The following is a 23,526-nucleotide window of genomic DNA, read 5'->3' as shown; positions in this document are numbered from 1 at the left end:
CAACAGCTATTTATAGCGCAAAATCTCATCTTCTAGAACTAGTGAGTTTTTATGTAACGACAAACACAAAGTTTTTGTTTAGTCTTAGAAGTGTGAAGGAAATGCACTCACGACATGCCTTCCACCCGAAATAACGTTTGACCACTTATAAGGACCTGACTATGAAACGTTACCTGTTTTCCACTATATCATTTTTGATAGCAACAACTGCTATTACGACCGTTGCTCATGCAGCTGAGATTGCTGAACCAACCATGCATCAGCGTTATATCGAGAATCTGGATATACGCAATAAAAAAGAAGAGATCAAACAGCCTGGCCTTCATCAGCTAAGACTAGACAACATGGACACTCGCAATAAGGCTGACAAGCTAGAAGCCCTAACCTCAACAACAACTTTCCCTGAAAATGGTGTTGAGTCTTTAATGGATGTTTCGTAGCTAAAAACCGATAAAGGGGTATCGGTGAACCTGATACTCCATACCACCTGAGGAATAAAAAATGTCTCCTGGCCAAATTCAAGGACTTCGACTCGTTGTCATATTTTCGATGGCCATTACACTGGTCACTCCAATGATTTGTTGGGCTCTAACCTTACCTGTTGATCGCATCTTCGAACCTGTGGAAGGAGATGTTAGTAATATTGTCCATCAAATCTTGCCATAGGTTGCAGGGATGCCTGACTCTAGCGACCATGGGCCTCACCACCCGCAAACGGCTTCAGAATCCTCGTATGACAAACTTGGGTTAACTTTGAGGCCAGCTATCCCCAAGGATGCCCATGGAATTAAGCAGCTAACGCAGCTAGCCTTTGACAAGTATATTCCCCAGATTGGTGGTACGCCCCGCACCATACGGCGGGACTATCGCCAGGTCATCCATCAGGATCAAGTATGGGTTGTTGAAGAGAATGAAACACTCGTTGCTGTACTGGTACTAGCGTCCTGTGACCACCATTTTCACATTAGCAATCTGGCTGTGCACCCTACCTGGCAACGACGAGGGTTGGGTAAAGGTCTGCTACATCATGCAGAGCAACAATCCCAACGGGCTGGCTACAGTGAAATCTGGCTCCATACCAATGAGATCATGGTCGGTAATATTCGCCTTTACACGTCCCTTGGCTACGAGGAGATGTATCGGCAAACCTACCATGCTACCGCCAGTATTTATATGAGAAAGATTTTGCATCTATGAGGAAGTCGCCAATACAGAGATGCTGAGATATCAGCTCATATCAGCTCATTTCTGGTGTTGTGGCACACATTCCTAGATTACATTCCTGGGGAACGGCTGCAGAACGTTTTTGAAACGGCCAGACTTCTATGTTGATTATGGTATGTAATCCGGAGGTCGTGATGACAACAACAAACGCACTGCTGCTTTCCAATATTAGGTTTATTCGTTTCAAACGACAGCTGTTTGGGCTCGTCTTTTCGGGTTCAATGGCTCAACCCTGAGCCATTGAACCATTGCTCAGCTTGCTTTAGAGAATGCTATGAACTCTGCAATACGACAGTCAACAAATGCGCCCACAGTCATTGTGGGAGATGATCGGGCAAATACGATTGCCGGTGGCCTTGGTGACCAGACAATTTTTGGTGAGGGTGGTGATGACACTCTCAGGGGCGATCTCAACTCCCGTGATGCCCAGGTAGGTATCGGTGGCAATGACACTATCTTTGGTGGCGATGGCGATGACCGTATCGGCGGCAAAGGTGGCAATGACCAGCTATTTGGTGATGCTGGCGACGATCAGATCTGGGGCGATGACGGCGACGATCTGATCAATGGCGGTCCTGGCAATGACACATTGACAGGCGATGACAACTCTGGTGGCAGTGGGCACGACACCTTTGTTGTTTCCATGGATGAGGGCACTGACACCATTACAGATTTTCAAGTGGGGGTTGATGTTATTGGCTTAGCTAATGGCCTCACCTTTGATGACCTCACCTTCAGCGATAACCGCATTTTGGTGGGTGCCGAAGTGCTGGCTGTGCTTGAGGGTGTTGATACGACCAAATTAACCGAAGAGTCTTTTATGGAGCTTGCTATGGATGAACCGATGGATGAACCGACTGGGCCTAACCAACCGATTATTGGTTCCTTACTCAGCGATATCCTGTTAGGCACCGCAGAGTTTGACACCATTTTTGGGGATACGGATAAAGATCTGTCTCGTAAAGAGACCGGTGGTAACGACATTATCTTTGCCCAAGGGGGCAGCGATGTTGTCTTTGGCGATGCGGCCACCTTGAGAAATAGGGCTATTGGCGGACGGGACGTAATTTTTGGTGCATTAGGGGATGACACTCTCATCGGCGATGCTAACCTGATTCGTGACCGTGCCCGTGGCAATAACGACATTATTGAAGGAGAAAACGGCAATGACAGTCTCTTTGGCGATGCCCGTCTGATCAAAGATCGGGGCCGTGGAGGGGCCGATGTTATTGATGGCAATGATGGCAACGACGATATTTTTGGCGATGCTGAAAGCCTAAAGAATAGGGCCAGGGGCGGCGACGACCAGCTTAATGGTGGTAATGGCGCTGACTTTATTCAAGGGGATGGTTCCCTAAGCGATCGCGCCATTGGAGGTAGCGATCGCATCGCAGGCGGCAACGACGATGACCAGCTTCAGGGCGATGGCTCCCTTACTGACCGAGCCCAGGGCGGTGGGGATACCATCCTCGGTGGTGATGGCAGCGATGAGGTCTTTGGCGATGGTCAGCGTATAAGTCTGAGAGCCCGGGGTGGGGATGACCTGCTGGAAGGGGGCTCAGGCGATGACGATGTCTATGGCGATGCTTTTTCCATGAGTGGCAAAACCCGTGGTGGCAATGACGCTGTCTTTGGTGACGACGGTAGCGACTTTGTCTCTGGCGACGCCTTTATTTTGTCAGACAATGCCCGAGGAGGAAATGATCTAGTTGTCGGTGATCTCCTGGGTGCCCTGACAGCCGACACAGATGCCTCGAATAATGATGTTCTTGTTGGTGATGCCTTTATTCTGGCGGACCAGGCTATTGGCGGCAATGATCTGCTGATCGGTGGCCTAGGAGACGATGAACTCTTTGGCGACTCGGTAGAAGCGGACACAGGCAGCACCGGGGGCAATGATGTGCTCATTGGCGTTGATCCTGTTGCCGGTATGCCCGGATTCGGAGAGTTTGATCAGCTTACGGGCGGCGGCGGTGCAGACTTTTTTGTACTGGGTAATGCCGAAACTGCCTTCTACCTGGGTGAAGGTGATGTGGACCACGCGGCCATTTTGGACTTTAGTTTGTCAGAGGGCGATCGCATTGTTCTCAACGGCAGCAAAGAAGAGTATATTCTCCAGGACTTTGTAGTCAATGAGACTCTCTTCGGTGTCGATATTATCCGTGCTGACGGCAGCGATCTAGTGGGCTCTGTAGTGGGTCAGACCACTGAAACCTTCGGCTTTGCTGCTACGCCCGAAGCATTCACGTTTGCTGTTTAGGTCTGAAGTATCTCAACCATTAGGGACATCAGCTCAACCGTTCTAACTGTTCCAACTTTTTTAATTACGCACTAGCTATTAAGGAGACAAATCATGATTTTCCAAACATCTACCAAGCTTGTTAAAATTGCCAATCGCGTTTGTAAGCAGAATCTAGTCGCTACCATCGTTGCAACAGCGGCCACATTAACAGTGTGTAGCGGTGCCATGGCGACTACTGATCAGACACCTCAAAAAAACATTGTAGGTGCAACAGAAATATCCAGTATTCAAACTAAGAGTAATCGTCCTTCCAGCCGCACTCAAGTATTACGATTTGATGTGGCAGAGGATGCAACTCGATTTGTCTTTGATGATGCTCCCCTACTGAGTAATGGCTTTCCTGCCTATGGCAATTCGTTTGTTACCCAGGGCTATATTTACCCAGCTGGTACCCTCAATGGTAGTAACGGCGTCAATGCCGACGGTAGCCCTGAGTTTCCAGCACTGGTGCAAGGACGATGGGTCTGTCGCGGCTGGATTATTAGTGAAGAAGGGGCAGTCGCCAGCAGTGGAGAGTTTGTCATTACTCAGCAACTGTATAACTTTGGTCAAGAACTAGGGAACAACACCATTGTCAGTGATGGTTGGGAAATTGCCGATGTGGGTGTACCCGTGGCTCGAGCTATTACTGGGGGAACTGGTCGCTATAGCAATGCTGGTGGTGAGGCTGTTCAGAAGTTCCTTGGCTTTAACACCTCAGAAGGGGTGAATTTAACATTTGAACTGGCTGTGGAGCAGTAAATCTCAGCGACGGTTTTAAATCTTGGCCAATGCAGCGTTTTACTCGGCACTTCCCAATCAGCCTCCGAGTAAAGCATGTGCCCTTGCATCCTCTCTTATTAGCAAGGGCACATTTCCTAAGTTTTTCGACAGTTATCCGACACTATCATGGAATATCTAATGACCATATTTCTAAGACTTTGGGTCGCAAGTAGCCTGGTTGCCATAAGTGCTATGGCTGCCATGGCAAAATCTCCTCCTCCCTCATATACCCCCGTGTGCTTTATGCAAACGGAAACTGGCCAGATGGTGGATCTCAGTCATCTTTGTGGCTCTACGGATGAGCAGACCACATCCCAAGCTCGACCCGTACAGCAACAGCCAGTAGTGCCTCAGCGAGGTCGTGGTCGAGGAGCAGCACGCCGTGGAGTCTACTAATCATTCGCCGTATGTCGCGGTGTAGTATCATTCCCATGCCCTGGTAAATCTATAGCATGGGCACGATGACCACGACGTTCAAGTAGATCAACCACTTGCGCCCAGGCCCACTTACCATGACGATTGCCATGAATGAAAAGATAACAAGCCATTTGGTTAGCCTCAAGATAGTCTACCGCTAATTTAATTGTGATCTGTCTGCTAGTCAAAAACATAGATCCGAGTTAATTTGCCATCACCAAGAGAGGAAATGCACCATGTTAAAACAACAGTTCTTGCCTAGAATCAACAGTCTGCTAGGCGTACTTTTGTTAGTTAGCTGTTCACCATCGGCGTCACAGCCAACCAACAACATGTGTGCCCCTGAGTTTGCTGAATTAGAATTTGGCATTAGCTCTTCCGAGTCCCAAGCCAATCTTAAACAACAGTGGGAACCTCTTCTGGCCGTCATGGCTGAGGCTATTGGACGCCCGGTCAACGGCTTATACGCGACGGACTACGCTGGTGTGATCGAAGCCATGGGGGCAAGTAAGATTCAGGTGGCCTGGTATGGAGGTAAGGCCTACATTGAGGCAGCTAAGCGTTCCCAAGCCGAAGCATTTGTGCGGGCGGTTGGTGTTGAGGGTAGTCAAGGGTATTATTCCCATCTGATTACTAATCGAGAGAATCCTATCCTTAAAAGCATTGATCTAGAAGCAGGCAATGGTGACCAATATGTTATCGAAAATGCCAGCGACCTCACCTTTGCCTTTAATGACCCCAATTCTACATCTGGCTATTTAGTACCCAGCCTATATGTGTTTGCCGAAAATAATATCGATCCCAACACGGCTTTTGACGAGCTGGTATTTTCAGGGAGTCACGAAGCAACCGCTTTAGCGGCTGCAAACGATCAAGTAGACGTTGCCACCAACAACAGTGGAACGCTAGAAATGATGGAGCAATTAGACCCAGAGACTCGCGAAAAAATTCAGGTTATCTGGACTTCACCCATCATTCCTACGGCACCGCTGGCGTATCGTAGCGATTTGCCGGATTGTTTAAAGAACGATATTCGGACATTTTTCTATGATTATCAAGACAGTGACGTTTTAACCCCCATGGGCTGGTCCGACTTTATTCCAGCCGAGGATAAAGATTGGAATCCAATCCGAGAGTTAGACATTGGCAAGCAGATTCTAGATGTTCAAAATAATCAGAGCCTGAGCGACGCGGTGAAGCAACAACAAATTGATCAACTCAACCAGCAGCTCAAGGCACTTAAAATTACTGAATGATTTTAATAAGTAGGCCAGACTGTCGCACAGTCCCCTGCCATACCCTAAGGAATCGTCAAGAACTAATTTCAACTAATTTTATCAGCTAGGTTGTATGCTCTAAATTTTCTCCTAAAATAGCTTACAACGTCCATTGATGCTTTTGTAAGCTATAGGTGTTGACTTGTGGGAACCCAGTTGCTAAAGGTTTCTTTGCTGGGCGGTTTTCGCTTAGTTCAAGAGGGAGAAGGGGTGATAGAGCTGCGGTTGCGATCGCAACACCTGCTCGCCTACCTGATTTTACATCGCCATGCCCCCCAGTCCCGCCACCGTATCGCCGCACATCTGTGGCCAGATTCCCTCGACAGTCAGGCGCGCACCAATCTAAGAAAAGAGCTGCATTATCTGCGTCAGACCTACCCCACCATTGAGCATTTAATAGTTATTACAAAACAGACCCTGCATTGGCACCCTCAGATCCGTTGTGACGTCGATCTTGACATTTTTGAAACTTCCCTAGCAGCGGATGCGGCTGATTCTGGCACTGTTCATGCCTTAGAGACCGCGATCCAGGCCTATCAAGGCGATCTTTGGCCAGACTGTGATGCGGACTGGCTGTACCCTGAACAAGAACGTCTCAGAAAAGCCTATAGCTATGCATTAGCTCAGCTGACTCGACAGCTACAGACCCGAGGAGAAATAAGCAAAGCAATTGAGATGGGACAACAATGGTTAAATGCTGAACCATTGGAGGAAGGCGCTTACCAAACCCTGATGACGCTTTATGGGAAAAGGGGGGATCGAGCCACGGCCCTGCAGCTTTACCATCAATGTATGACCACACTCCAAACAGAGTTGGGAGTGAATCCCAGCCCGACTACTGCTGGAATTTATCAACAGCTATTGTTAGCCGATGAAATCGCTGAAGACACTGTTGAGGCTATTCCTAAAACCACAACAGGCTCAATAATCCCGGTTCAACTATCCCCATCGTTGTCGCCGTCTCCACCGACACCAAAAGCTGAGAACCCAATGGTAGGACGCGATCAGCTTTTTAGTGTGTTGGAGCAATGGCTGTTGTCTCCCCTGGAAGAACCTACCCCTCTTTTATTACTCACGGGGGAGCCGGGTATTGGTAAGACTCGCCTGTTGGAAGCTCTAGTTGACAGGGCTATCCACTATGGCTGGCAGATTTGTTGGGGGAGTGCATTTGCCGCTGAACAATTGCGCTCCTATGGTGTATGGATAGATCTACTGCGGGCAGCCAATTTATCTGATCTTTTACCTGGGCTGGAGGATACATCTAGTGATTTAAAAAATCGAGGACAATTATTAGATGCTATGGTTCAGGGTCTGGCTCAGGTGGCTAGTTCTGAACGGCCTTTACTACTGTTGTTTGATGACATTCACTGGTTGGACGAGGCCTCAACTGCTCTATTGCACTATGTTTTTCGCCTGATGGGGCAAGGGCCATTGCGAATTGTTTGTGCATCTCGACAACAAGAATTACAAGAGAATACAGCTGTACTCACTTTGATAACGTCTCTGCGGCGAGCAAAACGATTACAGGAAGTAGCTGTTCCTCCTCTATCGGCTAATGCGATCTCTTGTTTAGTCAAACCGTTGCTTGATTCTGAGATATCTGGGGATTTAGCGCCCCCACTGAATGCTCAAAAAATCTATGGTGATAGTGGTGGTAATCCCCTATTTGCCTTAGAAGTCGCGCGGGCCAGTACTGAAGCAACTAGCGACTTATACGGGTTGATTGATGATCGTTTGCAACGGTTAGATGGAGCTGCTAGGGATCTGCTTCCTTGGGCAGCCGCTCTGGGGCGACGTTTTAACTCAGAGACTTTGGCATTGGCAGCGAGCTACCCGCCAATGCAGTTTTTGCTAGCCCTAGAACAGTTGGAGCAACAGCAGATTGTGCAGCCAGTGCATTCGGTATCGTCAACCAGTTTTGATGAGCAGGGTAGCTATGATTTTGTTCATGATTTGGTGCGACAGGGGGCCTACGCTCAGCTATCGTTGCCCCGACGACGCATCATTCATGGGCAGCTTGCTAAAACGTTAGACGCTCAAACCGTAGAGGATGATCTGGCTAGCCAGGTGGCCTATCACGCCGGACTGGCTGGCAACCATGCCCTTGCAGCCAAGGCCAGTGTCACAGCTGCAAATCGCAGTTTGCAACTGTTTGCCTATACCGATGTGATTCAGCTGGTCAATCAGGGGCTGGAGCATTGTCACTATTTGCCCAGCTGCGATCGCATCCTCTACTCAGCCCAACTTCTCCGCACCAGGGTTTTAGCCGGTGTGTCCACCTCAGAGGCAACCACCGTAGAAGCTCAAATCCAACAGCAGCTCTCGGACCTGGTGGGTCTAAACCTGGCAGAAGCAGAGGCCGCCGCACGACAGGCCCTCGCCTTTTTAAAGTACGCCCAAGGTAAATTAACCGATGTCCATCAACACTGTCTAGATGCGGTTGATGTCCTGCCACCGACGCCTCACTTACAAGCAGAAAGCTTGGCAGCAAACGGATGCTGTTTGGCTGAAATTGAAAAGGATATGGATCGGGCTGAAACAATCTTGTTGGAGGCCCAATCTCTCGCTAGTCCGTTAGGAGAATCTATTAGTGACATCGATTTGGGGTTAGGCTGTATTTATCGTTACCGTGGTGATTATGACCTAGCTTGTCAGCACCTAAAAACAGCCCTTCAAGTGTCTCAAAGCCACACACTTAATCAACGCGATCAGCTAAATGAGAGTTACTGTTTAAATAATTTGGCTATGACCAGCTGGGATAGTCATCAGCCAGAGCCTAGCTATGCCCAGGCTCTCTTAAAACTAGCACCTAATTTGCCCAAGGGGAGTGATGCTGCTTTTGCAGAAGCCTTAATTGCATTGCATACCTATCGCAACACCTCAGACAAACAGACTCAAACTGCCCTGACCGAGACATTGACCCAACTTGATCAGCTGGATGCGCAACGTAAACGAGGTTTTATTGCCAGTCATGGCACTGAAATTGCCCTTCGGCAAGATGACGGAGCAACCGCTTTCACCTATGCCAGAATGACTCACCAAGCCGCTAACATTGTTGAACATCCCAATGATATAGCTGTGGCTAATGCTCTATGTGTACTCAGTGCCTGTCGTCTAAACGATGACGAGGCCGTACAGCTCTACAGACAATCGCTGCAGACACTGTCCTCCAAAAACTTAAGTGCCCGTGCCCAGAGACTGATAGATCAAGCTAAACAGACCCTAAAGCAATGGGAAAATGGGACTATCGCTGAGATATTATCTTCATAAATCGATCTCGTTTACGGATGGAATTATCTATGGCTCTCATTGTTGTTGAAACCAGCTATGATCCGCCCATTGACCAGGCGCTTTGGGATGAACTGGCGGAACGGTCTGCCCCCTGTATGACAGAGCGGAATATTACCTGGAAACGAACGTATTTATCGCGCGATCGCAAACGCAGTGTGTGTGAGCTAAACGCTGCCGATGCCGAAACAGTCAGAGTTGCCTATCAAAAGGGGAACGTTCCCTACGATCATATTTGGTCCGCTGATTTAGTCGATGCCCTACCGGCTACAATTACGGCCCCATAGGGTTTTTGCCGCTAGGGAACGGTTTAAGGACGCTTGGGAAACGCTAAGGTGTCTATCGTTGAATTATGAAAATCCAGATTGGAGATCATAATGACAACAGATACTCTACAGCCTGTTCCCTTGATAGGTGAGAACTCCTTCAACCACCAAAAATCCGAAGCCTTTGCTGACGGCTTGTTGGACATGCTTAACAGTGGTGCTTTGGCAGGTATGCTATCCATTGGCCACCGTACCGGACTGTTAGATACGATGGCCACCCTCGCACCGGCCACCAGTCAGCAAATTGCCGATGCCGCCGGGTTAAATGAACGCTATGTCCGTGAATGGCTCGGCGCGATGGTCACTGGGCATATTGTGGACTACTACAGTGCTAGCCAAACATACTCCCTACCAGCGGAACATGCTGCCTGGCTAACCCGTAGTGCTAGCCCTAACAATATTGCCGTAACCATGCAATTTATCCCTCTGATCGGTAGTGTGGAAGATGCCATTGTCGATTGTTTTTACCATGGGGGAGGCGTTCCCTATTCTGCCTATCATCGTTTCCATGAAGTGATGGCCGAAGATAGTGGTCAAACTGTAGTCGCTGCCCTTGAAACCCAGATCCTACCGCTGGTATTTGGTTTAAAAGAACAGCTGACTCTGGGTATATCCGTGGTGGATATCGGCTGTGGTCGAGGGCTGGTGCTGCAAACCCTGGCAGGCTGGTTTCCCAATAGTCAGTTTATCGGCTATGACCTATCTGCCGACGCCATTGCTTGGGCCAAGGCCGAAGCTCAACGCTTAGGCCTCAAAAATGTCACCTTCCAGGTACAGGATGCCGCTCTGATTTTCGAAGAAAACCAGTACGACCTGATTCTCTCGTTTGATGCCATCCACGATCAAGCCCAGCCAGATGTAGTATTACAAAACATCTATCGAGCATTGCGGCCCGATGGCCTATATCTGATGCAAGAGATTCAGGCATCTAGCAAATTAGAGGAGAATCTAAATCATCTTGTAGGTCCTTTGCTCTATAGCATTTCCTGCAATCACTGCACCGCTGTTTCATTAGCGGCCGGGGGGCCAGGGCTAGGGGCGATGTGGGGTGAAGAGCTGGCTCTAGAAATGCTCCAAGCAGCAGGCTTTAGCCGTGTGGCGGTAGAACGACTGGAGCATGATTTCCAGAATAGCTACTATTTGGTTTACAAGTAAGTAAGATTTGGTTCCTTTGGATTAAGAATGCTCTAGGAACAGAATAAGAACACGTTTGGAACGCTGTTTTTTCTAAGATCGAACCAGCTCACAAAATCACAGATCTGGCACAAGGCACGGCCATGCTGAATTTTAACGTTTCAAATCTTCTCAGATTGACAGGAGGATTTTGTTTACTGGGTTTAACAATGATAGCCATCATAGATATCCCAGCTGAACGAATTTCTAACCCGGCAGACGGTGATCTCTCAGAGATTATCCATCAGCTCTTTCCATAAGTTACAGACTTCTCAATTAAGACTCATTACTTCTTAGGAGATCTTTTACCCATGACACCCCCTATTTTAGTTACCACCAAAGATCAGATTCGCACCATTATTTTCAACCGTCCTCAAGTTTTAAATGCCATTGATTTAGACACCGCTTTTGCCCTGTGGCAAGCCCTGGTAGATGCGTCAAAAGATGACACCCGTGCCGTTCTTATTACGGGTCAAGGTCGTGGGTTTTGTTCTGGTGGCGATCTTAAATTTGCCCAGGACGTTGGCTCAGATAATCTCGGCAAGGCATTTTCGCATTTGACCACGGTTCTACATGACTGTGTTCGAGAAATCCGCCAGATGTCTAAACCCGTCATTGCTGCTATCAACGGCCCTGCTGCAGGCGCGGGCTTATTTCTAGCCCTGGCGTCTGATCTTAGGGTAATGGCTGAAACAGCCTATCTCAAACAGTCAAATACCTCCTACGGACTCTCTTTACCTGCCGGGGGCACATTCAACCTGCCTCGACTCGTGGGCATGGGGCGAGCCCTAGAGATTATCTTGCTGGATGAGAAAATCCCAGCCGCTAGAGCCTTAGAGCTAGGACTCGTCACCAGTGTTGCCCCTGACTACAGCTTTGATGTCACGGCCTATGAGTTAGCCAAGCGCGTGAGCGCGATGCCCATCGAGACCATTGGACGGGTTAAACAATTAATGAACCAGGCGTTTGATCAATCTCTGAGCCGTCAGCTAGATGCAGAGCGCCAGGCCATTGCCATCAGTGCTAATTCTACCGAGGGTCGCGAAGGGGTCGCTGCTTTTGTGGAAAAACGAAAGCCACAATTTTGCACAAGATAATTCTCCGTTTTTCTGAGTTCACAGGCGGGCTGCCTTTGAGAACACTATGGAAATGCTTTCAATAGAATTCTCATGCGCAAATTTATTCACTTTACACACAACACCCTATTTTACTTAGGAGAACTCCCATGGCAATTATTATCCGTGGCAACAACAACGACCAAGTAGCCGGTACTCAGGCAGATGATCTCATCATTGCAGCTGGTGGTAATGATCGTGTTCGTGCCAACGATGGCAACGACAGTATTTCAGGCGGAGACGGAGACGATAATATCTTCGCAGGAGATGGCGACGACATTAGTGATGGCGGCGCTGGCGACGATAACATTCGGACTGACCAAGGCAGTGATATTGTCATTGGCGGGCTTGGCAACGATACCATCGAATTCTTGGGTGGCGGTGGAGCTGATATCCTCGTCGGCGTCGATCCTAAAGAAGGAAGGGGGCGTGGCGAAATCGATCTTTTCAAGGAAAATGCAATATCGGCTCGATTTAACTTGCGGCGCGATCGCGAAACCTTTGTACTAGGCGATCAACAAAACGCCTTTTACGTTGGAGAAGGCAATAACGACTTTGCTCAGATTCAAAACTTTAAGCCAGAACTCGATCGAATTCAGCTCCACGGTTCAGCTGAGCAATATACAATCGGGCGGCTTCGAGGCGTTGGTGTTAGCGGCACGGGTCTCTTTTTCGAGGGTGATCTCATCGCAGCACTAGAAGGCATTAGGCCGTCAGACATTTCACTAGATTCTGAGATTTTCGTTTTCCCTGGCGATCGTGACTTTGTCAATCAGTTTCCCACTGTAGAGGCACCAGAAGATGATAATCCTGACGTGATCAACGAACTGGAAATCAATAACTCAATCCGCGATGCCCAAGATTTAGGCGAAGTCGGACAGGAGGAATTAACCATCGTCGGCAATGTGAAATCAGAGGCAAGACCTCGTCCTGACGAAGACCGCTTTGACATTTTCAAAATTGAAGTCACTGAGCCCAGTCAGCTAAACGCTACGCTCCTTTCAGATGACCCAGATCTCGTCAGTGTTTCAGTGGTCAGAGATTTCAACAACGATGGTCGCAGCAACTTTGACGACCTGATACGGCCCTCCGCAAGTAGCGGGCCAGACCAAATCTCCTTTGACCGGCTCGACCCAGGCACTTACTTTGTTAGAGTCAGCGGCAAATCAGGGGCAGATGTTGACTATCAGCTGACGTTTAATGCCCCTCCCATCGAGACGGCTCGGCTAAATCTCAACTTAAATCAATTGATACCGCTAGATCTTGACCGTAATGATCCGAACCCTGTGCGCTTTGAAGCCGAAATTGGTAATCAAGTGTTTGAACAACGCTTTGACGAAACCTTTGAAAGAACGACACTGACGGCTGATATTGACGTCAATCAGCGGGAGATTCCGATTAAAATTCGAGCCTTCCGTCTCAATGCAGACGGTAGCGAAACGCAGTTCGATATTGACCTTGGTCCGGAAAGAGGCGATCTAGAATTTGATGCGACCTACGATACGCTAACCCGCAAGCTGTTCAAAGTTGGCGCGTTTAGAAGCGTGAATGAGGGGCAAACCCTCCGTCAGATCGCTCGCAGAGATGGAGCAGATGGCAGGATTGCGCTCAACGTTACCTTTGACACCTTTTCTGAGGGGCAACCGGTACCTGAGCTGCCCAATATCCAATCTGCGGCATCTGGAACCCGTGAGTCTGAGACTCTAAGAGGAACGAATGCTAATGGCATTATCGATGGCAAAGGAGGCGATGACAGCATTTTCACACGCGGTGGTGATGATATTGCTATCGGTGGTACAGGCGGGGATTTGCTCAGTGGGGGTAGCGGTGATGATACTCTAATTGGCGGTTTTGGCGATGACCGTCTCATCGGTGGCGCAGGCGATGATCTCCTCGAAGGTGGCCCAGGCAATGATGTCTTGGAGGGAAATGCTGGCAGCGATACGTTCGTAATTGCTGCAGGGCAGGGGCGCGATATTATTCGTGACTTCCAGAACGGCACAGACTTCATTGGCCTATCAAATGGGCTGCTCTTTGAAGATCTCACCATTGCTCAAAACGGTAGTAGCGCCATTATTAGCTTAGCCGAGGAACAACTGGCCATAGTTCACGGTGTGGGGGCAAATCAGCTCAATACTGAAGACTTTGTTGCCGTTGGTAGCACTGAATTTCAGGGTAATACGGTACCTGTAGTCCTGTCAGACAATGCTGGGTCTTCAGTGATTTAAAACCTCGTCAGGAAAATCGTCGGGAAGATCGTTAGAATGCACTCTTTTGAGGTTTTCTTAACGTCTTCTCGATCAACAATCTGTGGCAGATGCTCATCTGTTTTTTCGTTTGAAGTAAAAGCGACGCCTACCATGAGTAAAGATAGCGGTAACAAGAGAGTTGCACTAGTAACAGGTTCAACGTCTGGGATTGGGCGAGCGATCGCACAGCGACTCGCCCAAGACAATTTCACCATTGCCTTTCATTCCAAGTCTTCAGTAGCTTCCGGTGAGGCCTTGGCCAAAGCACATCCTGGCGCATCTTACACACAAGCTGATTTGGCCGATCAAGACCAATCTCGCCATTTAATCACAACGGTACTCTCACACCACGGCAGGTTAGATGTCTTGGTCAACAATGCTGGTATTAGCGCAACTATTCCACACACGTCTTTAAAGGAAGCGTCACCGGAAATCTGGCGATCGCTGTATGAGGTGAACGTCATCGCGCCCTGGACACTGATTACAGAAGCCGAAGGTGCCCTACGTCAATCATCGAGTGATGAACGTCCTAGCTGCATCCTCAATATCAGCTCCCATGCGGGTATTCGTCCGAAGGGAGCTTCCATTCCCTATTCCGTCAGCAAAGCTGCTCTAAACCATATGACCAAGCTACTAGCGCTCAACCTGGCTCCACAAATTCGCGTAAATGCCATTGCCCCCGGTTTGGTAGAAACGCCCATGAGCAAACATTGGACAGCAGCCAGGAAGCTTTGGGAAGTGCGATCGCCAATGGGCCGAGGGGCACAACCTGAGGAAATAGCGCAGGTTGCCTCTATGTTGGTAGTCAGTCACTATATTACGGGCGAGATCTTGCTCTCAGATGGCGGGTTAAACCTTACCTAAAAATTGAAGACTTACTCTAGAAAAAATCCAAAGTTAGCAACAACTGCTCCCGATAACTGTATTCATCGAGGATTTATTTATGTCCTGTCTTTTGTCGTACAGGCGTTTCATGGCAACCTCTGCAGACGAAATTTTAGGTCTTATAAAATTCTTCTCCCTTTGCAGACACAGCTACCTGCGATCGCTAGATGCATCCGCTAGCTCATGCTATGTCGTTGCTGGGATAGCCTACTGGAGTAGTTGACTATATAGTTGCTGAGTTGTCGAACTCGGATCAATGCCTAATTCATCCCTCAGAGTCGTCATACACTGGTGATAAATCTGCAGTGCCATGGCACGATGCCCCAACCGATCATGCAACTGCATCAGCTGTTGATAGGTTGGTTCTCTCAGGGGATCTAACCGTAATAGCCGCTCTCCATAGGTCAAGGCTATTGCATACTTCTCTTGCTTGGTTAAGAGAGTCACTAACTGGGCTAACGCCTGGCTAAACTGTTGTTGTAAATCATCCCGTAGGGGACCCAGCCACTCGTCATACATAGCTGGCAGCAAGTCTCCTTTATAAAGGGAAACAGCCTGTTCTAACTGGGGCAGTGGGTCTGCTTCTGACTGCTCATTTACCCTGGCAAGTGCTGCTTCAAAAGCAGCCACATCCAACCAGAAAGGTGCTTGATTTTGCCAGCCTAGCTGACTGGCATTTTTTTGGAGATAAATCTCAGCCTCGGGTAAGTGACGTCGGAGATTATGGAGTTCTTTGCGCAGGTTTGTGCGGGCCTGGCTATCCACGGAATCGGGCCATAGAGACAGGGCAATTTGTTGTCGTGATTGGTTGGTGTGACGATGCAACAATAAATAGACCAACAATGACTGGGTGCGACTGGTCCCCAGGTTGCTTACTATTTTTTGCTGGTACGTAACGGTCAAACCACCGAATAACTGGATCTCCAACGGTGACGTTTCTGACTGACTAGCGATGACCCTCTTCGGTAATGGTGCCTCGGGAAGCTCAGCTGTGTCTGGGACTTGCATGATCGCTCCCAGTCTCTTGAGATTGATTTGTTGTGCATCGGTCAGGCCCTGGACATCACTAATGTTCATCCCTTCGTAGGGTCGTATGGGTCGCAAAACTTTTAGACAGGTTCCGGCAACCGCATCCCACACCCGAATGGTTTCATCCGAACCACAGCTGGCAATGGTCTTGCCATCGGGACTCAGGGCCATCCGCCAGATCAGATTAGTATGACCTTTAAACACCTGGAGACACTGACCATCGCTTACCCGCCAAATCCTCACTGTCTGGTCACAGGAACTACTGACTAGGGTGCGACCATTGGGACGCCAGGCCAATGCCCATACCGAATTTTGGTGTCCCTTGAGAGTTTGTATATGCTTACCTGTAGACACCTGCCACAGTTTGACATCACCGTTGGTGCTGCCGGTTACGAGAGTTTTGCCGTTAGGACTAAAGGCCATTTTCCACACCCAGTTATCCGGGTCGTGCAGCACGTGGAGACAGTCTCCGGTGGCCACATCCCACAGTCGGAGGGTTTGATCGTAGCTACCGCTGGCCAAAATCTGACCATCAGGGCTCCAGGCCACAGCGCGGGCAAAGCTTTTATGACCTTTGAACGTGGTGACGCAACGGCCCGTTTCTGTGTCCCACAGCCGTACGGTTTGATCATGGGATGCACTGGCCAAGAGATTGTTATCAGGATGCCAGGCCAGGCCCCAAATACTGCCCTGATGACCTTTTAAGACCGCATCCACCTGGTGTGTGTCCATATTCCACAGACGGATGGTCTGATCGTCGCCGCTGCTGGCCAGTTGCCCCTCGTGGCTCCAGGCGACAGCCCATATTGGTCGACTGTGACCGGATAAGGTGCTGAGACATTGCCCTGTGTGTATATCCCATAGCCGCACCTGGCAATCGTGGCCACCGCTGGCTACCAGGGTATTTTTGGGGTGCCAGGCCAGGGCCTGTAGATCATTGCGATACCCTTGCAATACTTTAAGGGAGGCATCGGCCCGAGGATTCCATAGCCGCACAGTTTGGTCAAACGACCCGCTGGCCAGCATTTCAAAAGTATCTTGAGATATATTGTCCGCCTCAGGTCGCCATCGTACGGCTCGGACGATATTTTGATGGCCCTGGAGAATACGCAAACACTGTCCGGTGTGGGTATCCCACAGACGAATACTACGATCGTCACCGCCGCTGGCCAATAGGCTACCGTCACGGTTCCAGGCGACACTCCAAATACATTTTTGGTGACCCTGCAGGCTGTGGAGTAGTTCACCGGTATTACTGTCCCAAATCTGGACATCGCCGTTTTTGGTGCCGTTGGCCAACAGCTGTCTGTGGGGATGCCATGCGATCGCAAATACCCCCTCCCCCACCTCCATCGTCCGCAAACAGTCCCCCGTAGCTGTGTCCCATATTTTGATAGTCTGATCCGCACTACCCGTCGCGAGAAGGTGTCCCTGCCGGGGACACCAGGCCAATGCCGATGACTTGTTGCTATGGCCTTCCAGCGTGTTCACACAGTCCCCGGTCTCGGGATCCCACAGCCGCACTGCCCCATCTACGCCGCTACTGGCAATTATGGTTTGCTGAGGTTGCCAGCCAACGGTGCGCACCCGACTGTCCGGCACCATGAGTGTCCGCAGATGCTGCCCTGTATGCACATCCCACAGTTTGAGGGTGTCATCATCATCATCACAGCCGCTGGCTAGGATCTGGCTGTCAGGGCTAAAGTCCAGACTCCAGACCCAGTTTCCATGGCCCTGCCATGTCAGGTACGGTTGCTCCAACTGGTCTGTTCGCCACAGCCAAATCTGACCGTTGGTGTCAGAGGCTGCCACCAGTTGGCCATTGGGACTAAACGTCACCGCCAGTACATTGCCAAAGGTTTGGGTAAAGGCCGTATGGATAAAGGTGGCCCCCACAAAACTAGCCTGATGCAAACAGGTCTGTTGCAAATAGGCCTGGTGAATCGGCAGATGGGAAAAATCTAACCCCGCTAGATCCACCCCCAGATCAATACACAGATTTAGCAGATTACCGGCACCGTACCCGGGTTGCGATCGCTGCCTCAAAGTAGTTAACAACCGCTGTATCTGTTGTTCTAAGATTGCTTTAGCACTAAAGCTACGGGCAAACTGATGGGCAATGGGTTGTAAAATCAAGCGCTGCTGGCTGAGACGAATGTAATCTTTTACGGTAGTTTTTAGTAATGCATGGCTGAGAAATAACGCCAGGTCGGCCCCGTTGAGTTCTTGCAACACCTGTTGAATAAACTGACTGGTGACATATTCCATTACCACTGGCTGTTGGGTGTAGCGTCCCCCCTGTTTTTCAATCAGGGAGCGCCAGCTAAGCGATTCTAACGTTTCCAACACCTGAATCCTGGCCACTGGGGGCTGAATGTCCTCCACCAGTTCACCAATGGCAGTCCATTCTCGGTTAACGGCTAACCAGATCATCACTGTCTTTTCCAGAGCCATTAGTCGATCAAACTGTTGGTCTAACAGACGCTGAAGACCGTTAAACACCAGGGTATCTTCAGCCAAGAACAGATCGATCCGTCCTTCGAAAAGACTTTGAATGGAGGTGGCAACAATTTTTAAGGCCAGAGGGCTGTAGCTATAGCGTTCTCCCAGAGACTGTTTTTCAGTGTCTGTGCCCAGCAGCCCCTTGGCATTAAGCAGGGCAATGGCCGCTTCTGGAGACCCTGTTAGGGATTGCGATCGCACCGGCAAATTTATCCCTTCAAAGGCACCCAATACCGCTGGCTTTTCACGGCTAGTAAGAATAACACAGCTTTTATGGCGGGTTTCAGTCAATAGCTTTAACAACTCTCCATAATCTGCATAGTCACTGCGAAAACAGCCCGCTCGCTCCCCACCATGCAAAAGAGTCTCCATATTATCGAGCACCAGGAGACATCGCGATTGGCGTAACCAATGCAACAACCGCTTAGGGGTGGCCTCGGTATCCTGCTGATCGGAGACAAATGAAACCACCTCATCTAGCCATTCAGTTAAGGGCGGCCCGTTGCGTAGCGAACGCCAAATAATGTGAGTAAACGGGCAGTCTGCCTGGGCTTCTAAAACTTCTATAAACTTTGCAGTCAGGGTGGTTTTGCCAATTCCCCCCATCCCCAAAACACCGATCAAACGACAGCGATCGTCCACAGCCCATTGAGTTAGGGTATGAAGTTCAGATTGACGACCATAAAAAGCAGTAACGTCAGGGGCTTCACCCCAGTCGATGGAAAGGGTCGGTGAAGCGGGAGTAGCGTAGAAAGAAGAGGGGGCAGGAGGAGCTTCTGGAATGCTCGGGGGCAAAGCTTCGCCAAGGCGATGGCGCTTTTCAATGGCAGCACGAAAGCTAGTTTTGCTAACCTTTTCTCCTAAGGCCTGGCTAAGATTTTTCCAAAATTTGGGACCGACAATGCGAGTAAAGTAGCTAGCGGCATACCCCGATTCCTCAGCAATTACCTCATAGGTTTGGCCGTACCAGGCTCCCTTGAATAAAGCCAGTTCCGCATCACTAATGAGTCTGCCAGAGGCTGCAGACATTGCGTCATTAACCAAGGCAAGCGCACGATCAAAATCCATACTGACTGATTACCAAGCAAACCACTCCCTAGGCAAAGCAGTTATTTCTACAGGTATAGTATCCTAGCTCAGTATTTTCACTATGATGACTGATACAAAAACGATCAAACAAAGCTGAAATCAACTGCCACACAGGGACTACAAGCTTTTTATATCGATATTTTCAGAGTCTAAGTCTGAACAAACGTAGATCAAAAATCAGACCATCTCTGCCCACTACCGCCTACATGACCATCAGCCTGATCCAAATTTATCCTTATAAAGAACGCAATTTGCTCGTTTAGGGCTGTAGGCTTACTGGATTAGCCTTTCCTGATCTAGGCCCCATTCCATGACCAATTTGTATAAAAGGTCTGCTACCACGGAACCTCGGCAAATTTTTGTTAGCTATCGCAGTGCAGAACCGGATTTAAGTCTGGCTGGAGATTTGCACCAGGCTTTGACCGCAGCAGGGCATTCGATGTTTATGGCAGCGGAGAGTATTAACTGGGGCGAAAACTGGGTAGACCGAATCGATCAGGAGTTGAAGCAGTGTGATTACTTTTTGCTACTGCTGTCAGAGCAGTCGGTGAGCAGTGATATGGTGGCAGGCGAGGTGCGAACGGCTAAGCGCCTGCAGGATAAGCTGGGTAAGCCCGCGATCTTGCCAATTCGGATTAACTTGCCCCTGGACGATCCGCTTAACTATGAGTTGAGAAGTATTTTACAAACCATCCAACAGAAGTCCTGGCAAACACCTGCGGATACGCCCAAGTTGGTGGACGATATCCTGGCGCTGATTGGCTCTGGGCAAGTGCCTGCAGCGGAAGAAAACAGCCAGCGGTCAGTGACACCGCCCTCGCATCAGCGTCCACCTTTGCCCGTGGCGGATCTAGAGCTACCGAGTGGCACCATGCCGCTAGATTCTGCATTTTACATTCGACGCGAACCTTGGGATACCCGCTGTCTGCAAGAAATTGAAAATCGCGGCGGGCTGGTACGGGTGAAGGCTCCTCGACAGATGGGCAAAACGTCCCTGCTTGCCCGCATCCGTGACCGGGCGGATGAACTTAACTATCGAACGGTAACGCTAGATTTTCTAGAGACCGATGAGCGCACCTTTACCGACTCCAGCATTTTCCTAAAACGACTCTGTGCGTTAGTCAGCCGCAAGTTAGGGTTCTCGCCTCGCAAGGTGACCGAATTTTGGGATGAGGAGCTGTTTGGCCCCAAGGAAAACTGTACCGACTATTTTGAAGAGCATCTGCTCTCCAAAATTGACACTTCCTTATTTTTGGCCCTGGATGAACTGGATCGCCTGTTTCCCTATGAAGCGGTATCCAAGGAATTTTTAACCCTGCTGCGTTCCTGGAATGAGAAAGCCAAGGTAGATGCTACATGGGCCAAATTAAAGCTAGCCATTGCCCATTCGACCGAATCCTACATTGTTTTAGAAAGCAATGTCTCGCCGTTTAATGTGGGTTTGGCGGTGGAGCTACCGGAGTTTACAGCGGACAAGGTGTTGGAGCTGGTGGAGAAGCATGGTCTGAATTGGTCCTCAGCAGATGTGGATGACCTAATGGCCATGGTGGGAGGGCATCCCTATCTGGTACGGCTGGCGCTGTATCACATTGCTCAACAGGATTTGACCCTGGAGCAACTGCTAAAAGAAGCGCCCACCGATGCGGGTATTTATGGTGAGCACCTGCGGCGGCACCTGTGGAATTTGCAGCAACATCCGGAGTTGGCCCAGGCATTTGAGCAGGTGATTGTTTCTGAACATCCGGTGGAGCTGAAGTCGATGCTAGCGTTTAAGCTAAATGGCATGGGGTTAGTGAATTTGCAGGGTAACGGGGTGGTGCTACGCCACGAACGTCTGTATCGGCCTTATTTTCATTCGCGGTTGAGGATGGCAGTATGAGCAGTGCAAATTCCTCGTTTTATAAAGTTGGTGGGGCGTTACCGCAGGATGTGCCGTCCTATGTGACGCGGGAAAGTGATACGGAACTATATGAGGCGCTGAAAGCAGGGGAGTTTTGCTATGTGCTGAACTCTCGGCAGATGGGGAAGACCAGTCTGATGGTGAGAACCCTGGCTAAGCTGCAGTCTGATGGCTGGGTGGGGATTATTATTGATTTTTCTGCGAAGGATAGTCAGGTTGATAGGCCAGATCGATGGTACGACGGCATTATCAATCAGTTAAATCGTCAGTTTGGGTTGCTGGATCGGCAGGTGTTTCGCAGCTGGCTAAAGGAGCGAGATTTTATTGCGCCAGTGGAGCGTTTGGCGGAGTTTATCGACGCTGTTCTGCTGCCAGGGATTGAGGAATCGATTGTTGTTTTTATTGATGAAATTGATAGCACCCTCAGTTTGCCTTTTACCGATGACTTTTTTGCGTTGATTCGCGGGTGTTATAACAAGCGGGCGGAGAATCCTGCTTATCAGAAGCTGACGTTTGCGTTACTGGGGGTGGCTGCCCCGTCGGAGTTAATTGGGGATGCGAAGCGGACGCCGTTTAATGTGGGTGAGAGCATTGATTTGAAGGGGTTTACGCCTGAGGATGCCCTGCCCCTGGCGGCTGGATTGACAGGAAAAGCAGAGCAGCCAGAGTCAGTTTTGCAAGAGATTTTGCGATGGACGGGGGGACAGCCGTTTTTGAGCCAGCGGTTGTGTCAGTTGGTGGTGGACTCAGATGAGGTGATTGCAGCAGGGAGGGAAGCTGTTGCTATTGATGGATTGGTAAACGCACGGCTGATTGACAGTTGGGAAACCCAGGATCATCAGGAGCATTTAAAGACGATTCGGCAACGGTTGCTGGATGATGAGCGAAAAGCGGGGTATTTGCTGGAGCTGTATCGGCAAATACGACAGGCGGAAGAGATTCCGGCGAGCAACCAGCCTGAAGAGAGAGAGCTACAATTGTCGGGTTTGGTGGTGAAGCGAGCCAACAGGTTACGTGTGTATAACCCGGTCTATAGGGCTGTTTTTGATGAAACCTGGATTGATGCTGAGCTGAGAAAGTTACGGCCCTATGCGGAAAGCTTTAGGGCCTGGGTTGTTTCTGGAAAGGCAGATAGTTCTCGTTTGTTGCGAGGAGGTGCACTGACTGAAGCTGAGGAATGGGCATCTGAAAAAAATACGCTCAGTGCTGAGGATCGTGAGTTTCTGGCGGCTAGTCGGGCTCAACAGCGAGAAGAGGAGATTATTACAAGGGAACAAGAGGCGGAACTTGCGCGGGAAAGGACAGCACGGGAAGCGGCAGAAGACGCAGAGCAGATTCAGGCAGAAGCGAATCTGCAAGCTCAACGGAAGATTCGTCGGGGGAGCTTGGTGTTGGGAGTTGCATTAGGATTAGCAACTTTATTAGGTGGACTAGCAATCTTTTCTGGAATACAACTGAAAGTAGTAAGTCAGAAACAAGAAGAGATTTCAGAACTGAATCAAACAGTCACAACCTTATCTAGTCTAGTTGATGAGTTATATGCTTCTAATAAGTCAGATATAGCACAAGATGTAATTGAACAAATAGGTTTATCATACACAGATTTTACCCAAGAAAGAAGGGAGTTTAAACAAACGCTTCTCTTCAGTAGTATTGCTTTAGCTCATCTATATCTTAATTCTGAGAATGTTACAGGGAATGAAGCAAGAATGGCTCTCGATATGAGTATTAGTATTATTGAGAATAATCAAAATTTATTTGAAGAGTCAATCTCTGGAAGAACAATTGCTTTTTTTACCTATGTTGTTGAAGCTAATTTGTTTGAAGAGAAAAATTCCCAGGAAGCTTCAAACATTTCTTATCAAAAAGCTTTGAGTTACATCCAACTAGAATCCTCTTCAGAGTTTGAAAATGAATTTATTGACTCTTATGAAAAATTGTTAAAATTATCACGTGAGGACATTACAAATTCCACTACATATATATGG

The 23,526-nt window shown here is 49.2% G+C and carries 16 protein-coding genes; 14 read left to right on the top strand and 2 right to left on the bottom strand.

Annotated elements, in window-relative coordinates; all coding sequences use genetic code 11:
- The first annotated feature begins 161 nt into the window (after window positions 1-161).
- From IQ260_RS06040 to IQ260_RS06020, 5 genes are all read left to right on the top strand, one after another.
- Window positions 162-440, top strand: a complete 279-nt coding sequence (locus IQ260_RS06040; RefSeq protein WP_193991808.1) for a hypothetical protein — start codon at window positions 162-164, stop codon at window positions 438-440.
- A 235-nt stretch (window positions 441-675) separates the two neighbouring features.
- Complete coding sequence (locus IQ260_RS06035; protein WP_193991806.1) at window positions 676-1,197, top strand: GNAT family N-acetyltransferase; 522 nt, start codon at window positions 676-678, stop codon at window positions 1,195-1,197.
- Between the two features lie 301 nt (window positions 1,198-1,498).
- Window positions 1,499-3,484 (top strand): calcium-binding protein, encoded by a 1,986-nt coding sequence (locus IQ260_RS06030; protein ID WP_193991804.1) that lies wholly within the window; start codon window positions 1,499-1,501, stop codon window positions 3,482-3,484.
- A 93-nt stretch (window positions 3,485-3,577) separates the two neighbouring features.
- Entirely contained in the window at window positions 3,578-4,267 is a 690-nt protein-coding gene (locus tag IQ260_RS06025; RefSeq protein WP_193991793.1) for a hypothetical protein, read from the top strand.
- 264 nt (window positions 4,268-4,531) lie between these two features.
- Complete coding sequence (locus IQ260_RS06020) at window positions 4,532-4,684, top strand: hypothetical protein (RefSeq protein ID WP_193991791.1); 153 nt, start codon at window positions 4,532-4,534, stop codon at window positions 4,682-4,684.
- Here the strand turns inward: IQ260_RS06020 and IQ260_RS06015 are convergent.
- On the bottom strand, window positions 4,681-4,836 hold the full coding sequence (locus IQ260_RS06015) for an alpha/beta fold hydrolase (protein WP_193991789.1): 156 nt from the start codon (window positions 4,834-4,836) through the stop codon (window positions 4,681-4,683). The genes IQ260_RS06020 and IQ260_RS06015 overlap by 4 nt on opposite strands.
- Window positions 4,837-4,941: 105 nt before the next feature.
- On the opposite strand from IQ260_RS06015, the gene phnD reads away from it, so the two are divergent.
- The 7 genes from phnD to IQ260_RS05980 all read left to right on the top strand — a co-directional run bounded on the left by phnD (window position 4,942) and on the right by IQ260_RS05980 (window position 14,997).
- The gene (gene phnD, locus IQ260_RS06010; protein ID WP_193991787.1) at window positions 4,942-5,961 is read left to right on the top strand and encodes a phosphonate ABC transporter substrate-binding protein; all 1,020 of its coding nucleotides are present in this window, start codon (window positions 4,942-4,944) and stop codon (window positions 5,959-5,961) included.
- A gap of 165 nt (window positions 5,962-6,126) precedes the next feature.
- Window positions 6,127-9,252 carry a BTAD domain-containing putative transcriptional regulator gene (locus IQ260_RS06005; protein ID WP_193991785.1) on the top strand — a complete coding sequence of 1,042 codons (3,126 nt, stop codon included), beginning with the start codon at window positions 6,127-6,129 and terminating at the stop codon, window positions 9,250-9,252.
- Window positions 9,253-9,281: 29 nt separating this feature from the next.
- A complete protein-coding gene (locus IQ260_RS06000; protein WP_193991783.1) occupies window positions 9,282-9,557 on the top strand; it encodes a nickel-binding protein in 276 nt (91 codons plus the stop codon).
- Window positions 9,558-9,647: 90 nt separating this feature from the next.
- Window positions 9,648-10,751 (top strand): class I SAM-dependent methyltransferase, encoded by a 1,104-nt coding sequence (locus IQ260_RS05995; protein ID WP_193991781.1) that lies wholly within the window; start codon window positions 9,648-9,650, stop codon window positions 10,749-10,751.
- 329 nt (window positions 10,752-11,080) lie between these two features.
- Window positions 11,081-11,866 carry an enoyl-CoA hydratase/isomerase family protein gene (locus tag IQ260_RS05990; RefSeq protein ID WP_193991779.1) on the top strand — a complete coding sequence of 262 codons (786 nt, stop codon included), beginning with the start codon at window positions 11,081-11,083 and terminating at the stop codon, window positions 11,864-11,866.
- Between the two features lie 128 nt (window positions 11,867-11,994).
- Window positions 11,995-14,112, top strand: a complete 2,118-nt coding sequence (locus IQ260_RS05985; protein ID WP_228015619.1) for a hypothetical protein — start codon at window positions 11,995-11,997, stop codon at window positions 14,110-14,112.
- A gap of 132 nt (window positions 14,113-14,244) precedes the next feature.
- Complete coding sequence (locus IQ260_RS05980; RefSeq protein WP_193991777.1) at window positions 14,245-14,997, top strand: SDR family NAD(P)-dependent oxidoreductase; 753 nt, start codon at window positions 14,245-14,247, stop codon at window positions 14,995-14,997.
- A 228-nt stretch (window positions 14,998-15,225) separates the two neighbouring features.
- Here IQ260_RS05980 and IQ260_RS05975 read toward each other — a convergent pair whose 3' ends face one another.
- Window positions 15,226-19,578: a WD40 domain-containing protein gene (locus IQ260_RS05975; RefSeq protein ID WP_228015617.1), complete on the bottom strand. Its 4,353-nt coding sequence runs from the start codon at window positions 19,576-19,578 to the stop codon at window positions 15,226-15,228.
- 370 nt (window positions 19,579-19,948) lie between these two features.
- Between IQ260_RS05975 and IQ260_RS05970 the strand changes: the two genes are divergently transcribed.
- Complete coding sequence (locus tag IQ260_RS05970) at window positions 19,949-21,517, top strand: AAA-like domain-containing protein (RefSeq protein WP_193991773.1); 1,569 nt, start codon at window positions 19,949-19,951, stop codon at window positions 21,515-21,517.
- A partial coding sequence (locus IQ260_RS05965) for an AAA-like domain-containing protein (RefSeq protein ID WP_193991770.1) occupies window positions 21,514-23,526 on the top strand: 2,013 nt, incomplete at its 3' end. The genes IQ260_RS05970 and IQ260_RS05965, both read left to right, overlap by 4 nt.

It is taken from the genome of Leptolyngbya cf. ectocarpi LEGE 11479 (assembly GCF_015207065.1).
Taxonomy (GTDB): Bacteria; Cyanobacteriota; Cyanobacteriia; order Phormidesmidales; family Phormidesmidaceae; genus Leptothoe; species Leptothoe ectocarpi.
Note: the sequence above shows the minus strand (reverse complement) of the source record. Positions and strands in the feature narration are given on the sequence as shown.